Source organism: Enterococcus plantarum, assembly GCF_001730295.1.
Taxonomy (GTDB): domain Bacteria; phylum Bacillota; class Bacilli; order Lactobacillales; family Enterococcaceae; genus Enterococcus_L; species Enterococcus_L plantarum.
The window spans coordinates 1-23,570 of the sequence record NZ_MIKA01000048.1 but is presented as its reverse complement, the minus strand read 5'-3'; the positions used below and the strand labels follow the sequence as shown (position 1 = coordinate 23,570).

General features: G+C 35.8%; 25 protein-coding genes, 1 tRNA gene, 1 pseudogene and 1 other annotated feature. Of the genes and pseudogenes, 3 read left to right on the top strand and 24 right to left on the bottom strand.

Translation table 11 applies throughout. The annotated features are described in order from the left end of the window. Positions 1–29: 29 nt before the first annotated feature. From BCR22_RS12810 to rplU, 8 genes are all read right to left on the bottom strand, one after another. On the bottom strand, positions 30–434 hold the full coding sequence (locus tag BCR22_RS12810) for a pyridoxamine 5'-phosphate oxidase family protein (RefSeq protein WP_069655271.1): 405 nt from the start codon (positions 432–434) through the stop codon (positions 30–32). 160 nt (positions 435–594) lie between these two features. Beyond that, complete coding sequence (locus tag BCR22_RS12805) at positions 595–1,062, bottom strand: DUF2798 domain-containing protein (protein ID WP_069655270.1); 468 nt, start codon at positions 1,060–1,062, stop codon at positions 595–597. Between the two features lie 178 nt (positions 1,063–1,240). After that, positions 1,241–3,016, bottom strand: a complete 1,776-nt coding sequence (locus BCR22_RS12800; RefSeq protein WP_083241839.1) for a hypothetical protein — start codon at positions 3,014–3,016, stop codon at positions 1,241–1,243. 124 nt (positions 3,017–3,140) lie between these two features. Further along, positions 3,141–3,359: a hypothetical protein gene (locus BCR22_RS12795; RefSeq protein ID WP_240485888.1), complete on the bottom strand. Its 219-nt coding sequence runs from the start codon at positions 3,357–3,359 to the stop codon at positions 3,141–3,143. A gap of 12 nt (positions 3,360–3,371) precedes the next feature. Continuing rightward, complete coding sequence (locus BCR22_RS12790) at positions 3,372–4,010, bottom strand: hypothetical protein (RefSeq protein ID WP_069655269.1); 639 nt, start codon at positions 4,008–4,010, stop codon at positions 3,372–3,374. Positions 4,011–4,318: 308 nt separating this feature from the next. Then, the gene (rpmA, locus tag BCR22_RS12785) at positions 4,319–4,606 is read right to left on the bottom strand and encodes a 50S ribosomal protein L27 (protein WP_010762831.1); all 288 of its coding nucleotides are present in this window, start codon (positions 4,604–4,606) and stop codon (positions 4,319–4,321) included. Between the two features lie 12 nt (positions 4,607–4,618). Continuing rightward, positions 4,619–4,963 (bottom strand): ribosomal-processing cysteine protease Prp, encoded by a 345-nt coding sequence (locus BCR22_RS12780; protein WP_025873320.1) that lies wholly within the window; start codon positions 4,961–4,963, stop codon positions 4,619–4,621. Between the two features lie 34 nt (positions 4,964–4,997). Further along, positions 4,998–5,306, bottom strand: coding sequence for a 50S ribosomal protein L21 (gene rplU, locus BCR22_RS12775; protein WP_010762829.1), 309 nt, complete (start codon positions 5,304–5,306; stop codon positions 4,998–5,000). Positions 5,307–5,325: 19 nt separating this feature from the next. Then, positions 5,326–5,403, bottom strand: a sequence feature (ribosomal protein L21 leader region). A 171-nt stretch (positions 5,404–5,574) separates the two neighbouring features. Between rplU and BCR22_RS12770 the strand changes: the two genes are divergently transcribed. Next, a tRNA-Arg gene (locus BCR22_RS12770) sits at positions 5,575–5,648 on the top strand. 62 nt (positions 5,649–5,710) lie between these two features. Here the strand turns inward: BCR22_RS12770 and BCR22_RS12765 are convergent. The 15 genes and pseudogenes from BCR22_RS12765 to BCR22_RS12695 all read right to left on the bottom strand — a co-directional run bounded on the left by BCR22_RS12765 (position 5,711) and on the right by BCR22_RS12695 (position 20,101). Further along, positions 5,711–7,600 (bottom strand): ABC transporter ATP-binding protein, encoded by a 1,890-nt coding sequence (locus tag BCR22_RS12765; RefSeq protein ID WP_069655268.1) that lies wholly within the window; start codon positions 7,598–7,600, stop codon positions 5,711–5,713. After that, complete coding sequence (locus BCR22_RS12760; protein WP_069655267.1) at positions 7,593–9,329, bottom strand: ABC transporter ATP-binding protein; 1,737 nt, start codon at positions 9,327–9,329, stop codon at positions 7,593–7,595. The genes BCR22_RS12765 and BCR22_RS12760 overlap by 8 nt, the downstream gene beginning before the upstream one ends. Continuing rightward, on the bottom strand, positions 9,326–9,790 hold the full coding sequence (locus BCR22_RS12755) for a MarR family winged helix-turn-helix transcriptional regulator (RefSeq protein ID WP_069655266.1): 465 nt from the start codon (positions 9,788–9,790) through the stop codon (positions 9,326–9,328). The genes BCR22_RS12760 and BCR22_RS12755 overlap by 4 nt, the downstream gene beginning before the upstream one ends. 235 nt (positions 9,791–10,025) lie before the next feature. Then, positions 10,026–10,499, bottom strand: a pseudogene (tnpA, locus tag BCR22_RS12750) (IS200/IS605 family transposase). Between the two features lie 230 nt (positions 10,500–10,729). Then, complete coding sequence (locus BCR22_RS12745) at positions 10,730–11,248, bottom strand: hypothetical protein (protein ID WP_069655264.1); 519 nt, start codon at positions 11,246–11,248, stop codon at positions 10,730–10,732. Then, positions 11,248–11,514 carry a hypothetical protein gene (locus BCR22_RS12740; protein ID WP_069655263.1) on the bottom strand — a complete coding sequence of 89 codons (267 nt, stop codon included), beginning with the start codon at positions 11,512–11,514 and terminating at the stop codon, positions 11,248–11,250. The genes BCR22_RS12745 and BCR22_RS12740 overlap by 1 nt, the downstream gene beginning before the upstream one ends. Next, complete coding sequence (locus BCR22_RS12735) at positions 11,511–11,741, bottom strand: hypothetical protein (protein WP_069655262.1); 231 nt, start codon at positions 11,739–11,741, stop codon at positions 11,511–11,513. The genes BCR22_RS12740 and BCR22_RS12735 overlap by 4 nt, the downstream gene beginning before the upstream one ends. Then, the gene (locus BCR22_RS12730; RefSeq protein WP_069655261.1) at positions 11,741–12,616 is read right to left on the bottom strand and encodes a phage baseplate upper protein; all 876 of its coding nucleotides are present in this window, start codon (positions 12,614–12,616) and stop codon (positions 11,741–11,743) included. The genes BCR22_RS12735 and BCR22_RS12730 overlap by 1 nt, the downstream gene beginning before the upstream one ends. Before the next feature lie 25 nt (positions 12,617–12,641). Continuing rightward, on the bottom strand, positions 12,642–15,494 hold the full coding sequence (locus BCR22_RS12725; protein ID WP_069655260.1) for a phage tail spike protein: 2,853 nt from the start codon (positions 15,492–15,494) through the stop codon (positions 12,642–12,644). Further along, positions 15,491–16,258: a distal tail protein Dit gene (locus tag BCR22_RS12720; protein ID WP_069655259.1), complete on the bottom strand. Its 768-nt coding sequence runs from the start codon at positions 16,256–16,258 to the stop codon at positions 15,491–15,493. The genes BCR22_RS12725 and BCR22_RS12720 overlap by 4 nt, the downstream gene beginning before the upstream one ends. A gap of 13 nt (positions 16,259–16,271) precedes the next feature. After that, on the bottom strand, positions 16,272–18,572 hold the full coding sequence (locus BCR22_RS12715) for a phage tail protein (RefSeq protein WP_069655258.1): 2,301 nt from the start codon (positions 18,570–18,572) through the stop codon (positions 16,272–16,274). Positions 18,573–18,587: 15 nt separating this feature from the next. After that, on the bottom strand, positions 18,588–18,872 hold the full coding sequence (locus BCR22_RS12710; RefSeq protein ID WP_083241838.1) for a hypothetical protein: 285 nt from the start codon (positions 18,870–18,872) through the stop codon (positions 18,588–18,590). Positions 18,873–18,928: 56 nt separating this feature from the next. Next, the gene (locus BCR22_RS12705; protein ID WP_069655257.1) at positions 18,929–19,270 is read right to left on the bottom strand and encodes a tail assembly chaperone; all 342 of its coding nucleotides are present in this window, start codon (positions 19,268–19,270) and stop codon (positions 18,929–18,931) included. Between the two features lie 97 nt (positions 19,271–19,367). Beyond that, a complete protein-coding gene (locus BCR22_RS12700; RefSeq protein WP_069655256.1) occupies positions 19,368–19,877 on the bottom strand; it encodes a phage major tail protein, TP901-1 family in 510 nt (169 codons plus the stop codon). Beyond that, entirely contained in the window at positions 19,874–20,101 is a 228-nt protein-coding gene (locus BCR22_RS12695; RefSeq protein ID WP_240485887.1) for a hypothetical protein, read from the bottom strand. Before BCR22_RS12695 ends, BCR22_RS12700 begins: the two co-directional genes overlap by 4 nt. A 377-nt stretch (positions 20,102–20,478) precedes the next feature. On the opposite strand from BCR22_RS12695, the gene BCR22_RS12690 reads away from it, so the two are divergent. Both BCR22_RS12690 and BCR22_RS12685 read left to right on the top strand, forming a co-directional pair. Then, positions 20,479–21,021 carry a GNAT family N-acetyltransferase gene (locus tag BCR22_RS12690; RefSeq protein WP_069655255.1) on the top strand — a complete coding sequence of 181 codons (543 nt, stop codon included), beginning with the start codon at positions 20,479–20,481 and terminating at the stop codon, positions 21,019–21,021. An 8-nt stretch (positions 21,022–21,029) separates the two neighbouring features. Continuing rightward, positions 21,030–21,782 (top strand): MurR/RpiR family transcriptional regulator, encoded by a 753-nt coding sequence (locus BCR22_RS12685; RefSeq protein ID WP_069655254.1) that lies wholly within the window; start codon positions 21,030–21,032, stop codon positions 21,780–21,782. A gap of 24 nt (positions 21,783–21,806) precedes the next feature. Here BCR22_RS12685 and BCR22_RS12680 read toward each other — a convergent pair whose 3' ends face one another. Continuing rightward, entirely contained in the window at positions 21,807–23,126 is a 1,320-nt protein-coding gene (locus BCR22_RS12680) for a 6-phospho-beta-glucosidase (protein WP_069655253.1), read from the bottom strand. Between the last annotated feature and the right edge of the window lie 444 nt (positions 23,127–23,570).

The following is a 23,570-nucleotide window of genomic DNA, read 5'->3' as shown; positions in this document are numbered from 1 at the left end:
TTAAAAAAAATATCAGCTTTCTATCTATTCTAAACAATGATATCTTTTGTTTTTTTATCCATATGTATCCTAGCGGTCCACGTTTCAAAAGTAACCAATACAGGGTCCGAGTGATTTAATTCTTTTTGGTAGCTTGACAATTTAGGCTCGATCGATTGAACAGACTCAATGTGTTCGATTGTCAACTTCCCTTTTAAAAGCAAGCTTTCATGTTGAATTTCCTCATAACAACAAACAGATCCATTCGGATTACTTTCAATATTCTTAACCGTTTCTCCATTTCCATCCAAATAAAATTGTAACTTTAACAACCCTTCTCTCCACAACGGTTTAGAAACAGCAATAACGGTTGGAAAATCTCGTTTATCAATGGTTGAAATTAAAAATACGGTACTTGAATTTAATAACCTGACAATTCGCTCATGTATCTCCATTGTTGAAGGCCCCCTATTTATCAAGTTTCTATTAATTATAACAACTTTTTATCGATTTTGGAAAGCTCGACCCTCTTTTTAGCCCACTCCTTTTACTTCACCAAAAAAACGAATAAAGTAAACTCCTGTTAATCGGCTTACTTTACTCGTTTTGATTCGTTTAATTATTTGTTTCTTTTAGCCAGCTACTTTGACGACTCATGCTCAAAATCCTTCTACAAATCGGTCCTACAATCAATAATTGCAACGGCAATGCCATAATCAGGTTTTTAAAAAACGCGCCGATATAATAGCTCAAAAAATTCTCTGTAAAGCCAAATTGCACAATAACTCCATACATCGACATAAAAAAGACCATTCCTAAAACCATACAGCTTGAAACAGCAATGATCATCTGGATTTTTTTCTCTTTATTGATAGGCAGAGCAAATGCAATTTTCTTAGCTGGTAATGAGACAATCAAGACGTCAAATATAAACGCTACAATAAATCCTGGCACTAATCCACCCAATAAATTGCTTAATGAAAATTGTCCGTGTAATAAAAGATTGTAAGCACTCATTGAAAGCACCATCGAAAAACAGACAATTGTTGTGAAGAATATTCCTTCTTTTTTGTTTTGTGGCATACATACACTCCTCTTTTTTAATAACAGAGTTTATGCTACCATAAAAAAAATTTTCTCGTAAGTTAAAATTACAAAAATAATTTGAAATGTTGCTTTTTTCTAAAAAAGTATGTCTATGCGGCATATTTTAAAAATTATTCCTCTTATTATATCAAGCTCATAATATCATTTTTTTATACTATACATTTTTATTAGATTTATTAATCCAAAGATACCTTATCCCATAAATTAGTAACGCAACCATAGAAACTATTTTAACAACTATTGATAACTTAAAGAATAAACTCGGTTGATACCCCACTACAAGTCTATTTTGACCAATCGGTGCATCTATAATCAAACTACCTATCTTTGAAAGTTTATATTCAGATTTTAATAATTTTTTCCCATTCAATTCTACCGTACTATGATTATAAATTATTATCGGAAGTAAAGAACTATTCTTATCTTGTTTATTTTCCCAATTTAATTCAATCTGATTATCAGACGTAATCTTTTTAATTACGTTGTTTTCATTATGGATGATTTCCGCTGAGTATGTTCCATAAGTATCAAATTTCTCCTTACTGTGGTTAGGTAAATAATCCGAAGTTGGTTTCACGACAATAGAAAATCCTTTCCCAAGCTCGTTACGCCCTCCAAAAGCTTGCCTAATCTTTTCTGGATCAGTTTCAAATATCTCAGATGCTCCCTTATCTTTTATCGGTTGATTCGATTTCCAAGCATCCGAACTGGAAGCCATCTGCAGATTGATATTATTACAGCTAAGAATTGCCATAGTAGCAAAGAAAATTAAAATTGGTTGTCTAATAATTTGACTTTTATCAGAATTGACGTCAAATAATCGTTGTATTCTGATAGCCCAACCTAATAATAATAAGATGCATGCAACACAAGCAAATCTTTGGGGAAATTGCATACCTTGAATAAAAGTAAATCTTGCTGCGATAGCATTCCAAGGAAGTAATTTTGATGAAACAAGTAAAAAGAAAAGCCCCACAGAGTTAATCATCTTTTCCATATTTGAGAGATATCTCCAAGACACAAACGTAGTTACTGATTGAAAAATAAATAGAAATGAAAAAATCAAGCCAAATGTTGCCCATCCTGGTGCACCAATTGAAAAAGAGGTACTATTCGACATCATATCTTGTACAGGATAAGGTCCAATTAAAGTATCGCCAGACAAATCTATTATACTCCCAAATGTATTAGCTGAAAGAGCTACAGCTATTAATATTGCCCAAATAGTATCCTTTATCATAATGGATTTTTTATTACAATTTATGAAGGCATAGATGTAGAAAGGAAGCAATCCTAAGACGGCCAGCACTGTTGAAAACATGTGAACAGATATTATCAAAGCAATCGGAACACCCAGTAATAGTGGTTTAATTGGTCTCTCTTCATTTTGTAACATGCGAATTGCCGGAAGAAATGCTAGCGGTAAAAAGGCTGCTCCCCAACCAGAATAATTTGTGACTAATGCATAATACGCAATAGTTGAAGTGGACATATAAAAAGCAGATGCCACTATGGAATATGAATTTTTGACCATTGCATATTTACACAATATATACATTGAAAAGCCACTGACAAAAAAACATAAGAAAGACGAAACGATTTGAAATTTAAACCAAGTTCCTAATAAAGTTAATATAACAGCTTGAACTATAGCAAAATCCATTCCATACATCGCATTTACTATTCTTCCTGACTGAGCAAAACCATATAATGACTGAAAATAATTAAAATTTCCTGTAGTCATTTGCTGATTTAAATCATAGAAACGATTCATATGAAATAAAAAATCATTTGAAATAATTAAAGCATGTTTATATAGTTGAGGTGAAACCATAAAAAAAGACAGCATAGCTATAATAAAAAAAGCTTGAAAAATCTGTTTTTTTTGAAAAATCATTCGTTCAGTCATAGTTCTTGAAAGCTTCGGCATTTTATCTCCTCCATTTAATATTTGCATCAAATAATTACATAATAACATAAAATACATATTAAACATAATAGACTAGCTAGCAATATAGCAAGCATTTCTACGCTACAGCTTTAAGTATAGTTATTTACTCTTTAGTTCCCTTGCTGTTCACCCCATAAACAAAGTAAGAGATAAACAAAACCGGAATTATCATTAACGGTGTTTTTAAAAATAAATATTGATCACGTACCCCATTAATCACATCTTGATCAACTAATATCCAGTTTAAATAACTCATAGTCTGTAAGATGAACACCATAATTAAGCCTATAACAAGACTTACTAGATACTTTGTTTTAATCACTTATTGTACTCCTTAGATAGATTTGAATGAATAATCCCAATGACTAAACGATTTCACCATAGCCGTTTGAGTAGTGTTTGTTTTAGTACCTGCTAGATATTTTCTTTGTTTAATCTTGGTTAGCTTATAGACTGGTCTAAAAATAATTTGCTCTCTTTTCCCAGCTGGTATCAATCTAGAGTATGATACACCATATGTCTTTGATTGCCCTATCGTTATTCCTAACGATGCACCTATTTTCCCTTTGCCGATAGGATAGTCTCCCGATATACTCGATGAAACTGACCTGCTACTTGTATTTGAATTATTAGCAGATAGCGTCGCTTTTCCTTTTCCAGACGGACCTTTTCTCCACGGACCATACGATGTTCCAGATGATTTTTTCGATTCTATCTTCCAAGTTATGAGGAAAGCTGCTCTAGCTTGAGGAGACGAAACATCTGTTTCATATTCTTTGAAGTCGTCATCTAAATTTATTTCTGGAACATCTAAATAGCCTGCTCCTTCATCGGATAAGATTGATGCATCAGAATCCGGACGTATCTCTTGTATTACTTCTTTTTCGTTGGCGAGCGCTACATTTGCAATTGGAATTACCGCTGATCCTATCAAAAAACTACAACTCAGAACATGAATCAAAACCTTTTTCATACATAACACTCCGTTTTCTTTTAAGTGGAATAATAATACTTTATAGAATATATTTTTGTCAATAAGTTTTTTTATAATAAGTAGAAGTTTAAGAAGTTGTTACGCAAGGTAAAACGAAAACGTTTTGTTATAGGGTGTTTGGTCAATATCATTATACATGTGAATAGAAGCGAATTTAGGTATTAAAAACCGACAGGTCGGAGTCGGTTAAACAATTATTCTATTCAGTATCCAAGAGTCTTTTGACCCTAAACAAAAAAGCCCTATCCCTTTACTTGATAAAAGGATAGAGCCGTTTAGTTCAACTATTATTGAGCTACTGGGTAAACAGACACTTGTTTTTTGTCGCGGCCTTTACGTTCGAAACGTACTACGCCGTCAACTTTAGCAAATAAAGTGTCGTCTCCGCCGATACCTACGTTTGCTCCTGGGTAAATTTTAGTTCCGCGTTGACGGTATAAAATTGATCCACCAGTAACAGTTTGTCCATCAGCACTTTTAGCGCCTAGGCGTTTAGATTCTGAATCACGTCCGTTGGAAGTAGAACCTCCACCTTTTTTGTGGGCGAATAATTGTAAATTCATATTTAATAACATAGTCTGCACCTCCTATTTTTCGTTTATGGTTTTGACTTGAATAAATTCAAGACTTTCTTGCTCAATTGCTTGTAAACCTAGTAAAAGATTTTCCAAGAGAATCTGGGCAATGTTTGTTTGTTCCTGATTTGCATTTGAAATCATCTCGACATAAAGGTAACCACCTTCATCTTCGTTGGTTTCAACAATCGGTTCAAACCCAGCTAAAGCATCGATACCATTGACCGTACTAATCGTTAAAGCAGACACAGCTGCACAAACGATATCACTACCATATGGACCAGACTCAGCATGCCCTGAGACTTCAAAAGAAACGATTTGGCCAGCGCCATTTCGTTTAAAAGAACTTTTAATCATTGATAGGCCTTCTTTCCTATGCAACTTAAAAGAATTATGCGTTGATTGCGTTGATTACAACTTTTGTATATGGTTGACGGTGACCTTGTTTACGGTGAGTGTGTTTTTTAGGTTTGTATTTGAAAGTCACGACTTTCTTTTGTTTGCCGTGTTTTTCTACAGTTCCTTCGACAGTTGCACCTGCTACGGTTGGAGCTCCTACTTTCGTAGACTCGCCACCCACTAAGATAACTTCGTCAAAAACAACTTTTTCGCCAGCTTCTACGTCTAATTTTTCAACGTAAATCGCTTGACCTACCTCAACTTTTACTTGTTTACCACCAGTTTTGATAATTGCGTACATGCTATACAGCACCTCCTTCTTCTAGACTTAGACTCGCCATCCCAAGTGATGACTAGTGTCATGCTTAAAAACTTGTTCTGTGCGGTTGTAGCTGTGGAGTCCACAATTACAACATTAACATTGTATCAAAATAAGAATACTGAGTCAATGAAAACTTCACTTTTCTCTCCTACAAACTCTTTTTCAATTTTTTTCGTTGTTATTTCTAATTTATGATTGACTTTGTTATGTATCTTCATTATAATAAATTTTGTTGCGTTAACATTTTGCGCCAATAGCTCAGCTGGATAGAGCACTCGCCTTCTAAGCGAGCGGTCGGGAGTTCGAATCTCTCTTGGCGTATTATTTTAAACGTTCATATCAAAAAACACCAATCACTAAGTGATTGGTGTTTTTTATTGTTCTCATGAAAGTTCCACTTTCCCTGTATATAACTGATGGTAGATTCCTTTTTCTTCAAGTAAATCTTCATGACTGCCTCGTTCAATAATTCGACCATGATCCATGACCATGATTGCATCTGAATTTTGAATCGTTGATAATCGATGTGCGATGACAAATACTGTTCTGCCTTTCATGAGGCGATCCATACCAGCTTGTACATGCTTTTCTGTTCTAGTATCGATACTAGATGTTGCTTCGTCCAAAATCATTACAGGAGGATCCGCAATCGCTGCTCGAGCGATCGATAACAATTGGCGTTGTCCTTGCGATAATCCTTCGCCGTCACCAGTGATCACTGTATCATATTTATCGGGTAAATTATTGATAAAATCCTCTGCATTTGCTAACTGTGCGGCTTTGAGTACATCTTCATCAGAAGCATTCAATTTCCCATATCGAATATTCTCACGAATCGTCCCTGTAAATAAATGAGTATCTTGCAAAACAATCCCTAATGATCTTCTTAGGGAACTTTTTTTGATTTTTTTTACGTTGATTCCATCATAACGAATTTTTCCCTCTTGAATATCATAGAAACGATTGATCAAATTTGTGATGGTCGTTTTACCTGCACCTGTTGCCCCAACGAAGGCCACTTTTTGACCTGGTTCCGCATAAAGATTGATATCTTTTAATACGCGATTTTTATCTGTATACCCAAAGGATACATCTTCAAAACGAACATCTCCAGTCAATTCAGTATACGTAACAGTTCCATCCGCATGTGGGTGTTTCCAGGCCCAAATTCCTGTTCTAGCTTCACTTTCGACAAGAGCACCTGACGCACGATTTACATTAACTAACGTTACATAGCCATCATCTATTTCTGATTTTTCATCAATCAACATAAAAATACGGTCAGCGCCCGCTAAAGCCATAATCACAAAATTGATTTGTTGTGACACTTGACTGATTGGCATGTTCAACGAACGGCTCAATTGTAGAAACGAAGCAATCATCCCAATCGTCAAACCAGAAACACCATACACTGAAAAGATTCCTCCAATGACTGCCAAGAGTACATATTGAATATTTAACAAATTCATCATGATCGGCATTAAGCTATTTGCGTATTTATTCGCTTGAGTAGCACTTTGTCGTAATTCTTCATTGATTTTTTTAAATTGTTTGATCGTTTGCGGCTCATGGTTAAAAATTTTCACCACTTTTTGGCCATGCATGATTTCTTCAATATAACCGTTTACGCTTCCTAAATCACGTTGCTGCTTACCAAAATGGCGACTACTGCGTCCTGCAATCATCCGAATCGTCACAATCATTATCGAAACAGAAACTAACACAACTAAGGTCAATGGAACACTGATCGTAAACATCGCGATAAATACACTAATAAAACTGACCACAGCAGCAACCAGATTAGGGATACTTTGAGAGATCATCTGACGTAATGTATCCGTATCATTCGTAAAATGGCTCATAATATCCCCATCAGAATTTGAATCAAAATAGCGAATCGGCAATGTTTCAAGATGAGTAAACATTTCATCTCGAATTGTTTTTTGCGTTCCTTCACTGATACGTACCATGATCAAGTTAAACCCTAAGTTTGAAATGATTCCAACGCCATAAATCAGTGCCATCGTTGTAATTGCCTTTAATAACCCAGAAAAATCAGGGTCACTTTGACCAAGTAACGGTGTAATGTAATCATCGATCACCACTTGTAAAAATAACGAGCCCCGAACATTCGCAAAGGTGCTTAATAAAATGAGAATAAGAACAAATAGAAGCTGGAACTTGTAGTTTTTAAACATATATGAGAATAGTCGTTTCAACGTTTTCAAAGGATCTTGACTTTTGCGAATCCCTTTTGCTTGTTCATCACGCATCTTCTTCACCAAATCCTTTCTGTTGAGACTCATAAACTTCTTGATAAATCTGATTAGTCGCTAATAATTCGTCATGGGTTCCAATAGCATTGATTGCCCCTTTATCCATCACGATGATACGATCAGAATCTTGAACAGAGGAAACCCGTTGTCCGATAATGAATGTTGTAGTCCCTGGAATTTCTTGTCGCATTCCTTCACGGATCAAACGATCTGTTTTTGTATCCACAGCACTAGTCGAATCATCTAAAATCAAAATTTTAGGTTTTTTCAATAATGCACGTGCAATACACAACCGTTGTTTTTGCCCACCTGAAACATTATTTCCGCCTTGAGAAAGCATCGTATCATACTTATCAGGGAATTCTTCAATAAAACCATCTGCCTGAGCAATCTTGCACACTCGGATCAAATCTTCATCCGTCGCCTCTTCATTTCCCCAACGAAGGTTTTCTTTAATTGTTCCAGTAAATAATACATTGTTTTGTAGAACTACGCTGACTTGGTCACGCAATGATTTCAAATCATAGTGCCGAACATCATGTCCACCAACTTCTACTGACCCCTGTGTTACATCATACAATCTCGGGATCAATTGAACCAATGTTGATTTTGAACTACCAGTCCCACCAACAATCCCAATCACTTCACCTGACTTGATTTCCATATTCGCATGCATCAGCGCCAATTTTTCAAGATTATTCGCATAACTGAAACATACATCGTTAAAACGAACAGAACCATTTGGAATGTCATAGAGTGGATCTGGATTATTTTTTAAATCACTTTCCTCTGATAAAACTTCAGTAATCCGTTCAGCAGATGTCCGTGCAATCAGTACGATGACAAAAACCATTGACAGCATATTTAAACTCATTAAAATCTGCATTGTATATGTAAACATACTGACCAGTTCCCCAGTAGTCAACGTGCTCCCTACTACAAATTTTGCCCCTAACCATGAAATCAACAACATACACGTATAGACAGCAAACTGTAAAATCGGATTATTGAAGGCAACAATGCTTTGTGCTTTCGAGAATGTTTTGTAGATATCTTTAGAAACCGTTTTGAATTTCTCGTCTTCATGTTCTTCTCTTACATAAGATTTAACGACACGAATCCCTTGTAAATTTTCTTGAACGACGTTATTTAATTTGTCATAAATACGAAAAACTTTATTAAAATTAGGGTGAGCAAAATAAATAACTGCTGCTAAACCAATCATCAAAAATGGCACGACGCCTAAATAAATCAAGGACAGATCCTTGTTGATACTATAAGCCATGGCTAATGAAAAAATCATGATCAGTGGACTTCGAACTAACAGCCGAATAATCATTTGGTACGCATTTTGAACATTGGTCACGTCTGTTGTCATCCGTGTGATCAAACTGGATGTAGAAAAACGATCAATGTTTGAGAATGAAAATCCTTGAGTACGAACAAATAATTGATCGCGTAAATTTTTCGCAAATCCAGCTGAAGCAACTGCAGCATAACGACCTGACATCGCTCCAAAAAATAACGCAATAATTGCACAAATAAATAAAATAGCCCCATACATTAAAATAGCGTTTGTATTTCCCTTTTCGATGCCATTATCGATCATCATTGCCATAACCAAGGGGATGATAATATCTAAAATTACTTCTCCAGTTACATAAATTGGCGTGATGATACTTTCTTTTTTATAGACACCTATGTTGGCGATTAGTTTTTTTATCATGTAACTAGTTCACCTTCCTTATTTATTTTTTTGCTGTTCTCAGATAATTTTTCCAATAATTTGAAAAAGATTGCTAGTTCTTCTTCTGGAATTCCTCGCACAAGTAACTCATCGAATTTATGTAGCTTTACGATGTTTTCTTTGACTTTCTGTTCGCCTAATTCAGTTAACATTATCGTTTTGTAACGATTATCTTTTTCCAAACATCGTCTTTCGATAAACAAGCGTTTCTCCATTGTTTGCAAAACGCCCGTCGCAGTAGAACGTCGAATGTCAAATTCTTGTTCGATGTCTTTTTGATAGACTGGTACTTGTTGGCTATTACGGCGGTGAATGAAGTTTAAAATACGCATTTGGATACTTGAAGAGGCTTCGCCGTCATCTTCTTTTAGAATTTCTGCTGACTTTCGATTGATTTCATTCGCTAAAATTCTGATTTTTAGACCGATTTTTCTGTCCATTATTTACCTCCTCTTTCAATAGTTCGGTTCCTAACTATATTACGATAAGAATTGTAATAAGGTCAAGAAAATAATCTCAAAAACAATGACCTAATGCAATCAAAACCTCCAGTTCTCACTGGAGGTTTGCTCTTCGGCTGAAAGCCTCTTTTACCGGACACGGCCTGAAAGGCCTTCTGAGCGGATCTCCCTCACGCACCACTTCTTCTCGCTGATTCTTAAAGAATTTCATTTTTTATTTTTTGCTATTTTTATTACCTGTGAACGGATCATACTCCTCAAACAATGTCAGCTGATCTGCTATATAATCTTCCTAAACTTGATTGCGAATATATTCTTCTATTTGTTTTTTGTTTCGGCCAATGATATCGACATAATAGCCACGACACCAAAACTTACGGTTGCCATATCGATACTTTAAATTCGCATGTCTATCGAAGATCATTAAACTACTTTTTCCTTTTAGGCAACCGATAAAACCCGAGACACTTACTTTCGGGGGAATACTGACCAACAAATGAATGTGATCTCGACATGCATTTGCCTCGATGATGTCGACGCCTTTTCTTTCACATAAAAGTCGAATGATTTCTCCGATACTTTTCTTGTATTTGCCATAAATGATTTGGCGACGGTATTTTGGCGCAAAGACGATGTGATACTTACATTTCCATACGGTGTGTGATAAACTTTGATTGTCCTTTTTCATAAAGGAACCTCCTTTAATGTTGATGATACGGTCGGGAAACCTATATCAGTTTAACATTTTAGGGGGCTTTTTTATTACCTCGCTGGAAGCTCTATGGAACCACCCGCATAGCAGGTGGTTTTCAGAACACACAAAAAAGTCTGTAGAAAACTACCCGAATAGTTTTTCTACAGACTAAATATTCACTTTTTAGTAATTATCACCTAAAAAATCGAATTCTATTTTTATTATTAAGTGTGCCAAGAAGCTGATAAATAGTGATTTCCAGTTTTATTGGTATAAACAAGCAAACTCTTCTTTGCACCATCAATGATAGAAATTCTAGTCGCTTCAGCGTTACTTAATTGGTTGATTGTGACCGCTACGTTCCAATAACCTGTAGAGTTAGGTAGAAAATTAGAAGGTATGGATAATATTTCCAAAAAACTGCTGGTTTCATTTGCTATAGAAATATTAACTCTTCCGTTAAAAGTAACTACGTTTCCTGTTTTAACGAAAACTCCCGCTAACTCAGAGACGTTCTTTTTCGCTTCCGTATTGATCATCGTGTTTTTGAGCGTATATTTTTCATATCCCTTAATTACTTCTTTACCAGAAATTTGTAATCCGTCCTTAAAATTCTTAACCCCAGCAATTTCTTCATCTCCACTTTTCTTGACAACTGTTTCATCAAAATTATCAATCGCACTTACGTGTGTTTTAGGATAAAGTAAATTTCCTTTTTCTTCTAATTGTACAATATCTGCCATTATACTGCTCCCACCTTACTGAATGTTATTGTTGGTAATGTATCTAATTTTTTCTTATCAGCTGCACTCATCAATCCTTTAACTGTTTGCGTTGCATCAGCTGTCGTTGTTGCGTTTATTCCTGCTGGTCCTTGTAATCCAGGTACACCTTGAGGCCCTGTATCCCCTTTTTCACCTTTGATCGTTGTCATTCCTTCAATCGCACTGACATGGGTTTTAGGATAAACAACGAATCCATCACTTTTTAATTCAACGATATCCGTCATACTGTTCCCACCTTCTCTATTTTTATTCCTGTTCCCTCAACACCTAAATCTTTAGCTGTTAAGGTGATGTCGCCTGTTTTTCCGTTGATCGATCTAACACCAATTCCTACTGTTGCGATTTGATCTAAACCAAGAACTGCACTAACATGGGTTTCAGGAAAAACTTGACGTTGTACACCTGATTCATCTGTTTCCATTACTTTTTTGATTTCTACTTCATTCGCCATTAAACTGAACCTACCTTTCTTATGAAGAAAGTATTTTGTTTTTCACTATCGATTTCAGCGACAACTAAAGCTGCAGCTTCTTTTTGGTGTGTGATTGTTCCTACCTTAGTCACACTATGATTCAAGCTGAATTTATCGTCTCGAATCGTTCTAAGAATCCCTGTTTCGCCACTCTTCAAAGTAAAATGAGCTTGCTTTAATTCTTCGATTAGATTTAAAAGATTACCAGCAACATTTTCATCTAAAATTTCTTTGATCGTAGCAAACCATTTATCGAATTCTGCTCTTTTAACTGTCGTCCATTGATCATATCGTTCTTGATTTGTTGTGATCCAACCCTGAAACTCTGCAATAATCCGCTGCAACTCTTCTTGTGCCACTATATACCAGTCATCATAAATCTCCTGACACGTTTTCACCCATTCAGTAAAATATCGTAAAATTTCTTCAAACGTCCAGATATAGTTGCTGTCTTTAATCCCCTCACTGTACATACTTTCTTTCACTTGATAAGTAAAATCTCGTGTGGAAAATTGTTGTCGCCAACTTAAATCTTTTTGAAGTTCTCTAAAACTGAAATAAGCAGTGTTTTCTCCGATATTTTGCATATCGTAATTTGTTAATGTGTATTGCAGTTTCCCTTTTTTTGCATCGATGATTTTAGTAACTTTTTGCTCAGACAAACCGAGTCCAGCATGATGTCCTTGTTTGACGCAGAAAAATGGGGTTACATTTGAAATGTCTTTTGGTTTTCCATGTTCTGTTACTGTCACATCCAAGACTTGGGTTCCTTCATCATATTGACGAATCATGATTGTTGGAATGTTATCGTTTGGTTGTGTGATTGATAAAAAAATTGGATAGACGATTGACATTTACTCACTCCTTTCTATAAATTGATTATTTTGGCGGGATGACAATTGAGCTGATTTCGTTTGATCCGACCCAAGCTCTGTCGTATTTTCCGACAACTTGTCCTAAACCGATATTTTGTTCATAGGTTTGGAAGCCGCCGTTTGTTAAACCTCGGATGACGCCTGTATGGCCATAAGTATAGTCCACGTTAAAGCCTCCAATATTGCCACCGCGTTTCCAGTTGATAATAGCTCCTGGTACTAACTGTTCATAGGTTGGATTAAAAATGACTTTCCAACCAACCGCTGCCCAATCGTAACCACTCCCAATTTCAGCTGCTGCTTCTGTATTTCCAATAACGTGACTTAATGGATAGCCCGTATTTGCACCTAAACCACAGCCTCCTAAAAATCCAGAATACTCTGCTGAGACTGCATAACATTGTTCATTTCCTAAAGGCTGTTTGTACAATGTTTCTAAATGAGCCAAGCCTGCTGCTCCAGTAGCAGCTCCAGGTTTTAAATTTCTTAATTTGTCATACCAATACTGAGCTTGCTGTGCTCTGGCTGGTTGATAAGGATCTCCCGGATGCTCATACAATGCGATAAAACATTCGGCTGCATGTTTCAGATCCGTAAGTTTCGTAAAGTCTCTAAAAGGTATATAAGAAATATCTGGACGTGAAGGGTTGTAAAACCATTGCACATTATTTTCCATTTCCCATTGAATCCGTTGGCATTGAGTATCAAGTGTTCGGTGATCTAATCCATGTTCGTTACACCAACTAACAAGCTTAGATTTAGGAGTCCATTGGGTTAACCCATAACCACCTCCACCACTTAATTCGTCAATATCAGGCATGATTCCCGATTCTGATTGGATATTTCCAAGCATTCCAGCGATAGATTGCTCCGTCCAGCCTTTATTTTTAAAGAATTGCCAAATTCCCCAAGCATTTTTTTCTTGATCTGTTGTCAGTTCTGGGGGTATTTCGCCGCCTCCATCAGAGCCGCCGCTGCCGTTACCTGTTATTAACTTACCATTCACTCGTAACTCCCCAATTACATCGACGTTCTGGAATACTGCCGTAGACTTTCTTCCATCTCCTTCTTCTCCATTAAAAAAAGAAAATCTAGTACCTAAAAACATTGTTTGTCCAGAATTAAGTATAATTCCTGTTTCTTTTTTAGTAGATAATCCTATAATTCTGTCACCACCAGTCGTAGTAATTAAAATTGATTTTCCGTCAGTCACTACCGGGCGATCTACATTCCCATCTGCGGTCATCAATCTAGGAAAAGGATTTCCTCTTGTACCAATAGTTCCAATACGGTCTTTCCCATCCCAAAATTCTAATCCTTGCTTTGTCAGTTCCATAATTTTTACAGATTCATTCCAAATTTGTAGCATTCCTCTTACAAGCTTAAGTGTGTCTCCAACCCCATTAAATGACGTTTCAAAAATTTCCGACATAATTTTTCCTGCTTTAATAAAATCTGCATTAAATTTACCATCTATTGTCCAAGCAGTTTTAAAATTATCCATATTGAACTTACCATCTATAAACCCAATTCCTTCACTATTCGCTACTAAGAAATGATTGCTCTTATCAATAGTTTTTCCATTCATCCAAACGGTTTGAAATGGTTCTCTACTATCTGAGATCCCCAAATCTTCTGGATTCATTACAATTACAGAACCACCTTTAGCTCCACGAATAATATCTGACTGCCACTTAGAAATCTCTTCTGAATCATAGAAAGTCATCTTCTTTTCTTCCAAAGTATCAACATTTCCTTTTAAATCAGAGGTTGCTTTTGAAATACTTTTCGTAATATTATCTCCTAAACCCGCTTCGACTTTTCCTGTTAAACGATCGATTTTGACTTTAAAAATTCGTGTTTGATAGTGATAATTTCGATCATGGCGATGAATTGTTACAGTATTTCCAATCGCATCTCCACCTAAAATTTCAGTTTTAAATTGAACGAGTGGACGAGAATATTCAATGAGTGAATCGTATGTTTTTTGTAGTAATTTTTCTGGATTCTCTTCTTCATCAAATGTAATGACTTTTTCTCGTCTTCTCATCCCACCATTTTTTAGTGGAATACCATATTGTTGGGTCATTTCAGGAAATTCCAACCAATTTTGTCCCTTTGGTTTATTCAACGGTTTCCCTTTTGCTTTTTTCCATTCTATAGTTGTGAACTCGATTCGCTTGCCTTTTCCATCCCCAACGTCTTCGCCACGACCACGACCGATCAAGCTTGTGTATACTTGATTACGATCTTGTTCTTTCACAATGCTCAATGCTTTGTCACCATAAGTAAAACGCTGTTTGCTTTTTTCACCGATTTCACGATAAACTTCTATCCATTTATCTGTGATTCCAATGCCATCTATCTTATATTTAAAAAGAATTTCACAGCCTTGTGTTTGAATATTTTTTAATGCATCTCGTACAGATAGAAAACTAAAATCGTCTGTTATTGCAGGTAAATTTGCGTTTACTTCGCCTACACGCCATTCTGTTTCAACTAACAATTTCTTTAGAGTATTTTTGATTGATTCATTTTTTACTTGTACATTTTTGATAACGTAAGAATCTAACTCATCTGGTGCAAAGCTAATGCCGACAAAGGATAAACTATTTTCCTCTTCACTGTCTAAAACAATTCTGTATAAACTATAAAAAGATCCTTCTTCTTTTACAGCCATGTATGCCGCTTGTTTCAACTCTTCATCATATATGGTGGACACATTTAAAGTATCATTCATCAATTCATTTTTACTTGACGTAATTTCTTTTTCTTGAATGGCTTCTATCAATTCATTTTCTTTAACGATTCGGAGTAAGTGCTGACGTTCATCAAAGAAATAAACATTCTTATTCATAATTGTACCTCCCGGTAGGAAATAGTCATTTTGCCATTGTTGCATTGAATAATTTGGCCTTCTTTAATAATAAAATTTTCGAAATCACTTTCTAAATCTAGTAAAAAAGTTTGATCTAGCTCATTGACAAAGACTTTTCCCTTTAAGAAATCAAAAACAACCTGGTCACCAGCACTTAAATTATAACTTGTGATTTTAATCGTCTTTGCTCCATTTGTAATCATCAAAGAACCAAATACTGCAACTGTTACTTTAATTTGTTCAGGCGTTGTTTGATAAGGTAAATACGTCGTAATGATTCCGTCTGTTTTCAACAAAACAGAATATTTTTTTGGATCTGTACAAAGTATTTCAAAACTTGCAATAATACTATTTGTATCTCCCCGAACATCATCTGTCGTTATATATTGTCCATGATAATGGTAGTCCAATTCGTCTTTGAAACGAATCTCGACATCTGACTCTTTATAAAGTAAACGCATCAATTGATGGTATTTCTTCTGTACATCGTTTGCATCTTTCCCAATCAATTGATAGCTTACTTTGATTGTTCGAGCTGGTAATTTTTGATTTAGTTTGATGCTTCCTACTTGTGTTTCTTGTGTTTCAATATTCAGTGATAGCATTTCTCTGCCTGTTACAGCTAACGTACGGTAGCCATCAATCCTTTTTTCTAGATACACACCGTCATACATCATGGCTGAAGAAGGAAGGATCAACTCATCTTTGTGGACTTTTTTCGTTGTGTCTTCAAAATAATACATGTTTTCCCTCCTTCTAAAATGCTAAGTTAATAGCAGAATCTTGCCCCATTGCTTCTGAGATATCTGAAACAAAGGCTTTGAATTGTTGATTGCCGAGTTTGATGTTGAATGTTGCTGGTTGTTTAGTTTGAACTTGCATTTGTTTACTACTGGATTGGACGGATACATCTTGGACTGTTGCCAAATGCTGATCTAAACTGTCTAGGCTTGGTAGCATGATTTGTGAAGCTAGTTTGTCCATTGGTTGATCTACTACATGAGCATTTCTTTCGATCCCAATGGCAAGCCCTGCTGGCAGCATTGCGCCGATTTCATCTCGCATCCAACGGGATGGTGAGTGGATTTTAAAGTTTCCTGTAAAAAAGTCTTTAATCCCGTTCCCAATATTTTCAAGAACTTTCCATATTTTTTTTGCCTTTTCTGTAATACCATCAATAAATCCTTGGATGATATTCCCTCCAATTTCAAATAGATCAATGTCAAATAGAGCCTTAGAAAGTTCATTAATAATCTGATAGCCAACTGTTGCGATGGATGGTAACGCACCTAGAATTCCTTTGACTAGTTCCCATATCAACTTTCCTGCTGCTACTAAAATACTTGGAAGCTCCTTGAGTAAACCAGCAACAAGAGTGGAGATAATTTTTACTGCAGCAGAAATGATTGTTGGCAACTGTTCAGACAAAGTTCTTACTAACGTAGCAATAGCCTCAATTGCGACTGGAATTAAAACAGGCAATATCGAAGCAATTCCCTCTGCAAGTTTTGTTAATATTTCAATACCTTTTTTAATGATTTCAGGTAGTTGTCCTGTAATATTAGTAGTAAATGATTCAATGATTCTTGTGACTGTTGCAACGATTTGATCTTTGTTATCTACAATTCCACTAACCAAAGCCATTAATAAATCTAATCCTGTCATTAACAACTTAGGAGCTGCAGATAATAAACTCGTAGCCAAGGATTCAATTAACATTAAAGCTGCTGGAATCAACGTTGGTAAACTTTCAATTACCCCACTAACTAGAGCATTAATTAGGTTAACTGCACTTTGCATGATAACAGGTAGATTTCCTGTGATTGCTTGTGCCAAGCCCGCTATTAATTGTGTGCCTGTTTCCATCAATGCTGGAAGCTTATCTATGATTCCCTGAACAAAACCTGCAATAATAGCTGGTCCTTTTGTAGTTGCTGTTTCTATCATCTTACCGATTTGTCCATCAAACTGACTATCTAATAAACCAAAACCAGCTAATGCAACACCTAAAATAGCCGCTGGTCCTAAAGCTTTTAGTGCAAAACCAAAAACAGAAGATAATCCTTGAACCATGGAAGTCATAGCTGTTGTTCCCACATTAGCAGAACCTTGTAAGGTTGTTCCTATTCCGCTGAAGGTAGATTTTAACAGTTTAGAATTTGTAATTGTATCAGCAAATTTCCCTCCTAAAGCACCAAATTTAGAAGTAACAGTAGAAATCGTTCCACCTACTTGAGAAGACATATCTGAAAACTTGGTTCCTAATTCAACCAACGCTGGATGCTCACTTCTTATATGCATCCCTAAAAGCTTCATTTGATATCTTGCACTTTCAGGTAGTCCACTCATATAATCTTTTACACCGTTAAATCCTTCACCAACTTGTCTAAATGCTGAGCCCATCATTCCAGAGCTTTGATACATTTTTGAAAAACCTGATGAAACTTTAGTAGAAACTGCATCAAACGCTGTACCTAACTTATCGATAGGAGACCCCTCAGTTCTCATGGCCATCGTAAACAACTTCATTTGGTATTTAGTATTTTCTGTAAATCCAGTAAGATTTTGTTTCCAATTCGACATACCTGAAATCATTTGTTTCTGTTTATCACCAAAGCTTTGAGTCATTCCGCCAAAAGACTGCGTTACTTTATCTATATTACCGTTGATTTTCCCAAAAACAGAGTCATCCCCACTCATCATTTTTCCCAAACTAGGCATATGAAATTGTTCCAGCTTGCTGTTGATATCATCAATTGTTTTATCAACAGTATCTATCATTCCAGTCAAATTTGGCTTTTCAATAACTGGAGTAAATCTTTTTTTTAGCTTTTCCCCAAGGTTATCCACCATAGTTGAAGCATCTTGTGCACTTTGCTTGAATACCTCGAAACTCTGAGTAGGGATATTATATGATGCTAATTTAGTAAAAGATTCATATAAACGATCTGATGTTCCTTTAGTACTGTTAAGCGCCCCCTCAGCACTAGCTAATGTTTTAAAAAAATTATTGTCTATAGCTGATAAGACTGTCGTTACATTTTGTTTTTTCTCCATTTTCCCCCTCCTTTCCTATGAATTAAAATTAGCGATCCAATTTTGAAGTTTTTCTTTATCAGGAGTAGTTCTTTTTTGTCTACCAAGTATTTTCTCTTCTGCCTTGCGATAATCGAAGAACTTATCAAAGGTTCTGAAAATCGGTTTGCCCTTGCGTGTTTGTCCTGCCATAACCGTTGCCCAAGCTTGCAGATGGATTTCATATTGTCGATCTAACTGTTTTAATTGATAGGCCTTCATCCGTAATTCGTAATCTGGAATCGTCAGTCTTGCAATTTCATTAAAATCTTCAATCTGCAAAAAACGTAAACAGTTTAAGCGAACTTGCTCATAGACTTCATCAAAATGTATGTTGGTTACGCTTGTGCTTCTTCCAACATCTTGCTGGTCATCGTCCCGGTATATTCCGACTTTTTTAATTCATCAATCACTTCTTCAAACAAATTTTTTGTACCATTTTGTTCAACATAATCTTCTAAAAATTTAACCGTCATACGAGGTTTCTCTGTCATATTTGCAATCAATAGGACTTCAAAAAGAGTATCCACATCAGATAAAATCAGGTTTGAAACAATTGCGCCTACACCTAATTTCAACTGCATACCGCCGCGTTCTATTGAGTACCGTTTGTTGATTTCTTTTAAGAATCCATAACCAAATCTACAATCGAATGTTTTTTCGTTCATCGTTAATTCCATATTATTTTCCTCCTAATGAAAAATTGTCTAGCTACACTAAACTATGTGAAAGAGGCTAAAATTTAACCTCTTTCAAGTATTTTATAGAATGAAGTGCTTATGCTTTTGGTTCCACTTTTACAGTGTCTTTAAATTCATAATCGCCGCCTTCTGATGTATCTAACTCTAATGCTGCAAAACCATTCTTCCCAGCACCTTCGATTGCCCATTCTAAAGAATATTCAACTTTATTCTCTGCTGAATCAGTTTCTTCAAATGACGTAAAATAGCCTTCAAAATATTTCGCTTTAAATTTCCCTTCGTCGTTGCCAGTACCGATTTCTTTCGTATTGATACGCCAAATTTGAACACGTTTGTTTTCATCCATCGCCGTTTCTAATTTATCAATTTGTGTCGAACCGATTTTGTACAATGTTGTGGCAGTTACTGTTGTTTCAGTAGCGCCTGGTGTCACTACGCTGCCATCTTTGGTTACAGTTGATTCACTTTCTTTTGATTTTGAATACCCATTTTCTGTACTATAGGCTAATCCCCAAGCACTTTCGTTTCCTTCGTCTTCAGCTAAACGAAAACGCCAAACCACATCTACTCCACTTAATGCTGTCATCTGTTTATTTCCTCCTTAGTGTTTTGTTGCTGTTTTAGTTCTTTTAGTTGAGAAGCAAGCTGATTTTTTCGTCGTTGTTCTGCTTTCACCCTTTTTTGCAGCTTTCCGATCACTTTCAATTGTTTTTTGATTGCCTGATCTTGCTGCTCAAAAGTTATATGCTGACTTTCTCTCACAAAAATAGTACTCAATCCTACTTGGCATCCCCTCTCATTTAAAGTCACGGGCGACTCTTTATCAAATAGTCACAGCCATTCGTACTTGATGAACCTAGTATACAAAGAAATAGTGATTCTAAACTCCCAGAATTCTGTTAAAATTATCCCAAGATTCTGTTACTTTTCTTTCACTGTTTGGATTTTTAAATCGTTTTTTTTATAGCCTTGCCTATTTACTATGGTAAAATAAAGAAAAGTCATTTTGTCTTATAACTGAAATAAGAGTAAGAGAAGATATACTACAGATAATCTTACAGAAATACACCAATGACTTTTCAAAAATAATCCAGCAATACCAGTTAGATAAGGAACAATTTCTGTTTAAAGGGGAATATGGTCCTTTGTGCGTCATGAATTTATGTCTAAATTAAAGGAAGTTTCGTATGAATAAAAAAATAGTTGAAAATGAAAAGCTCTATTTAAGAAATTTCACATCCGAGGATTTTGAGGATCTAAGTTTGATTCTACAAGATGAAGAAACGATGTATGCGTATGAAGCAGCCTTCACAGAAGAAAAAGTAAACGATTGGTTGCGTTGGAATATAAAAAGCTATCAAGAAAATGGTTTTGGTCTCTGGGCGATCATCGATCAAAAAAGTAAAGTTTTTGTCGGTCAATGTGGAATTGTCTATTCAAAGGTCGAAGATGAATCCTTATTAGAAATTGGCTTCCTAGTCAATAAACACTATTGGAATCAAGGTTATGCAACTTCAGCTAGCCAACTATGCATTGCCTATGCTAAAAATGAATTAAAAGCGAAAAAAATTTGTTCTATCATTCGAGATACGAATCTCTCCTCTCGAAAAGTTGCTGAGAAAAATGGTATGACCATCGTCAAACAATTTGATAAAAATTATTCTGGTCTGCCCGTTCGTCATTTTGTGTATAGTCTTGATTTAACGAACGAATATGAACAAAGAAAGTAGGGAATATCTTGTTATTTTTAGATTATAGTCCTGATCTTAGTCCCATTGATTTAGAAATCTATAAATATATTGCCTCTCATATCGATGAAGTAGTATATATGCGGATTCGTGAATTAGCCAAAGAAACCCATAGTAGTACCGCCAGTATTTTGCGATTTTGCCGAAAATTTGGCTGTGAAGGGTTCTCAGAATTTAAAGTTAAATTAAATTTGTATCGAAAATCTTTAGCTGAACCCGTTACAACACATGCTGTAGATGAAACATCTTTTACCAATTTCATCCAGCGTTCCACAGAAGCTTTTTATCAAGAACGAATGCAGGCTGCAGCAAAAATGTTAGCTAAAAGAGAGCTTGTCGTTTTTATTGGAACCGGCTCATCAAAAATCATTGCTGAATATGGTGCCTTATATTTTTCATCTATTTTCAGTATGGCCTTCCATATAGAAGACCCAATTAATCATCCGGTAAACTTTTTTAATAAAAGTATGGCAAAAAATGTTTGTGTGATTGCCTTGTCTGTAAGTGGTGAGAACGATGCAATTATCGATTATTTGAATCATTTTATTACGAATGACTGTTCCATTATTTCGATTACTAACAGTGAAAAATCAACAATAGCCGCTCTTTCAGATATAAATATCCCTTATTATATTTCAACTGAAAGAATTGGTGATAGCGATATTACATCCCAGGTGCCAGCACTTTATACGGTAGAATATTTGGCAAAAGAAGTACAAAAACAAAAGCAAGACAACTCATAAAAACGAGTTGCCTTGCTTTTTATCTTATTTAAAGAAAGCTGGTAAATATTGTTTGTGCGCTTCTAATAATTCATCCATTACTTCTTTAGCAACATCACCACTTGTAATCAACGGATTCATTGTAAAAGCTTGTAATAATGTACCGTAATCACCTGTAACAGCCGCTTCGATCGTTAATTCTTCCATTGATTTCATCACTTGTAACAACCCACGTTCTTGCGGTTTAAAGCTGCCGAAGTTATAGGGAACTGGACCTTTTCCAGTAATCGTACACGTTACTTCTACGGCACTTTCAGCCGGTAAGTCTGTAATCGTCCCGTTATTTCTAGTGCTGACAGTCATTGTTGTACGTTTGTCATTGTGAATCGAGTTGATGATTTCACACGCTGCGTCACTGTAACGAGCGCCACCACGTTCTGCTAATTGTTTTGGCTTGTAGTCTAAATTAGGATCTTTGTATAATTCAAATAATTCATGCTCGATTTCTTTCACTTTTTCAGCACGCGTGCCATTGTTTTTGAAGTCTTCTAATTCTTCAGCTAACATTTTATCTGTATAGTAATAATAATTGTGGTAGGGACATGGAACCATGTGTAGATTTTCAACTTGTTCCCAGATTAGGTTGTTGTCTTTGATATTCGCTACGATTGATTTAGCATCATCTTGACCATACATTACCTTAATTAATTCATCCGTACGATCTTTTCCATTTTTATCTGTAATTGTATGCCAATGTAAATGATTGATTCCTGCAAACTGGAAGAATAGATCACGATTGTTTTCACCTAATAATTCTGCTTCTTCAAATACGGCATTAACTGGAATGTTGCATAAACCAACAACTTTATCCCAATTACCATAACGTAAAACAGCTTCTGTTACCATACCAGCTGGGTTGGTAAAGTTAATTAACCAAGCATTTGGACAAAGTTCTTTCATATCTTCTACGATATCTAAAATCACAGGAACAGTTCTCAACGCTTTGAAAATACCACCAGCACCATTGGTTTCTTGACCGATTAGGCCATGACTTAATGGAATGCGTTCATCTAAGATACGTGCATCTAAAAGTCCCACACGTAATTGTGTTGTCACGAAATCAGCATCTTTCAATGCTTCACGACGGTCTAATGTTAAATGTACTTCACAGTCAACACCTGCGGCTTTAACCATACGTTGCGCCATTGCGCCAACGATTTCTAGTTTTTCTTTTCCAGCTTCAATGTCGACTAGCCATAACTCGCGTACTGGCAGTTCATCGTATCGTTTAATAAACCCTTCCACTAATTCTGGTGTATAACTTGATCCTCCACCGATGGTAACGATTTTAATTCCCTCTGACATCTCGTTCAGCTCCTTAAGCGTTTTATCTGACCCTAGTATAGCCTTTTACTGTGAGAGAATATATAGAAAAAAAGAAAGTGGTTACATAAAAAAGAAGATGTAAATCGTGACATTGGTGTATCAAGGTGTTACAAAAAAAGAGCGGTGTGGGACAAAAGTAAACATCACTTTTGTTTCACACCCTAAATGCGAATAAACGGTGGGAGGAGAAGCAATCCTTTCGGAAATAATCTGAAATTGTTCTAAAACACAACAAAGAACGAGTTGATATTGCACGGTACCTACTTGGGCACAAAAATTCGAAAAAACAATTTTCGTGAATTCCTTCTTAGTTCTCGGGATTAAACGCTTCTTATACGAAAACTAAACTTGTAAAAAAAGCAAAAAAAGCTACCTCCTACCTAATGCGTAGTTAGCTATAATTGGTCTAGAACACTTTAGCGA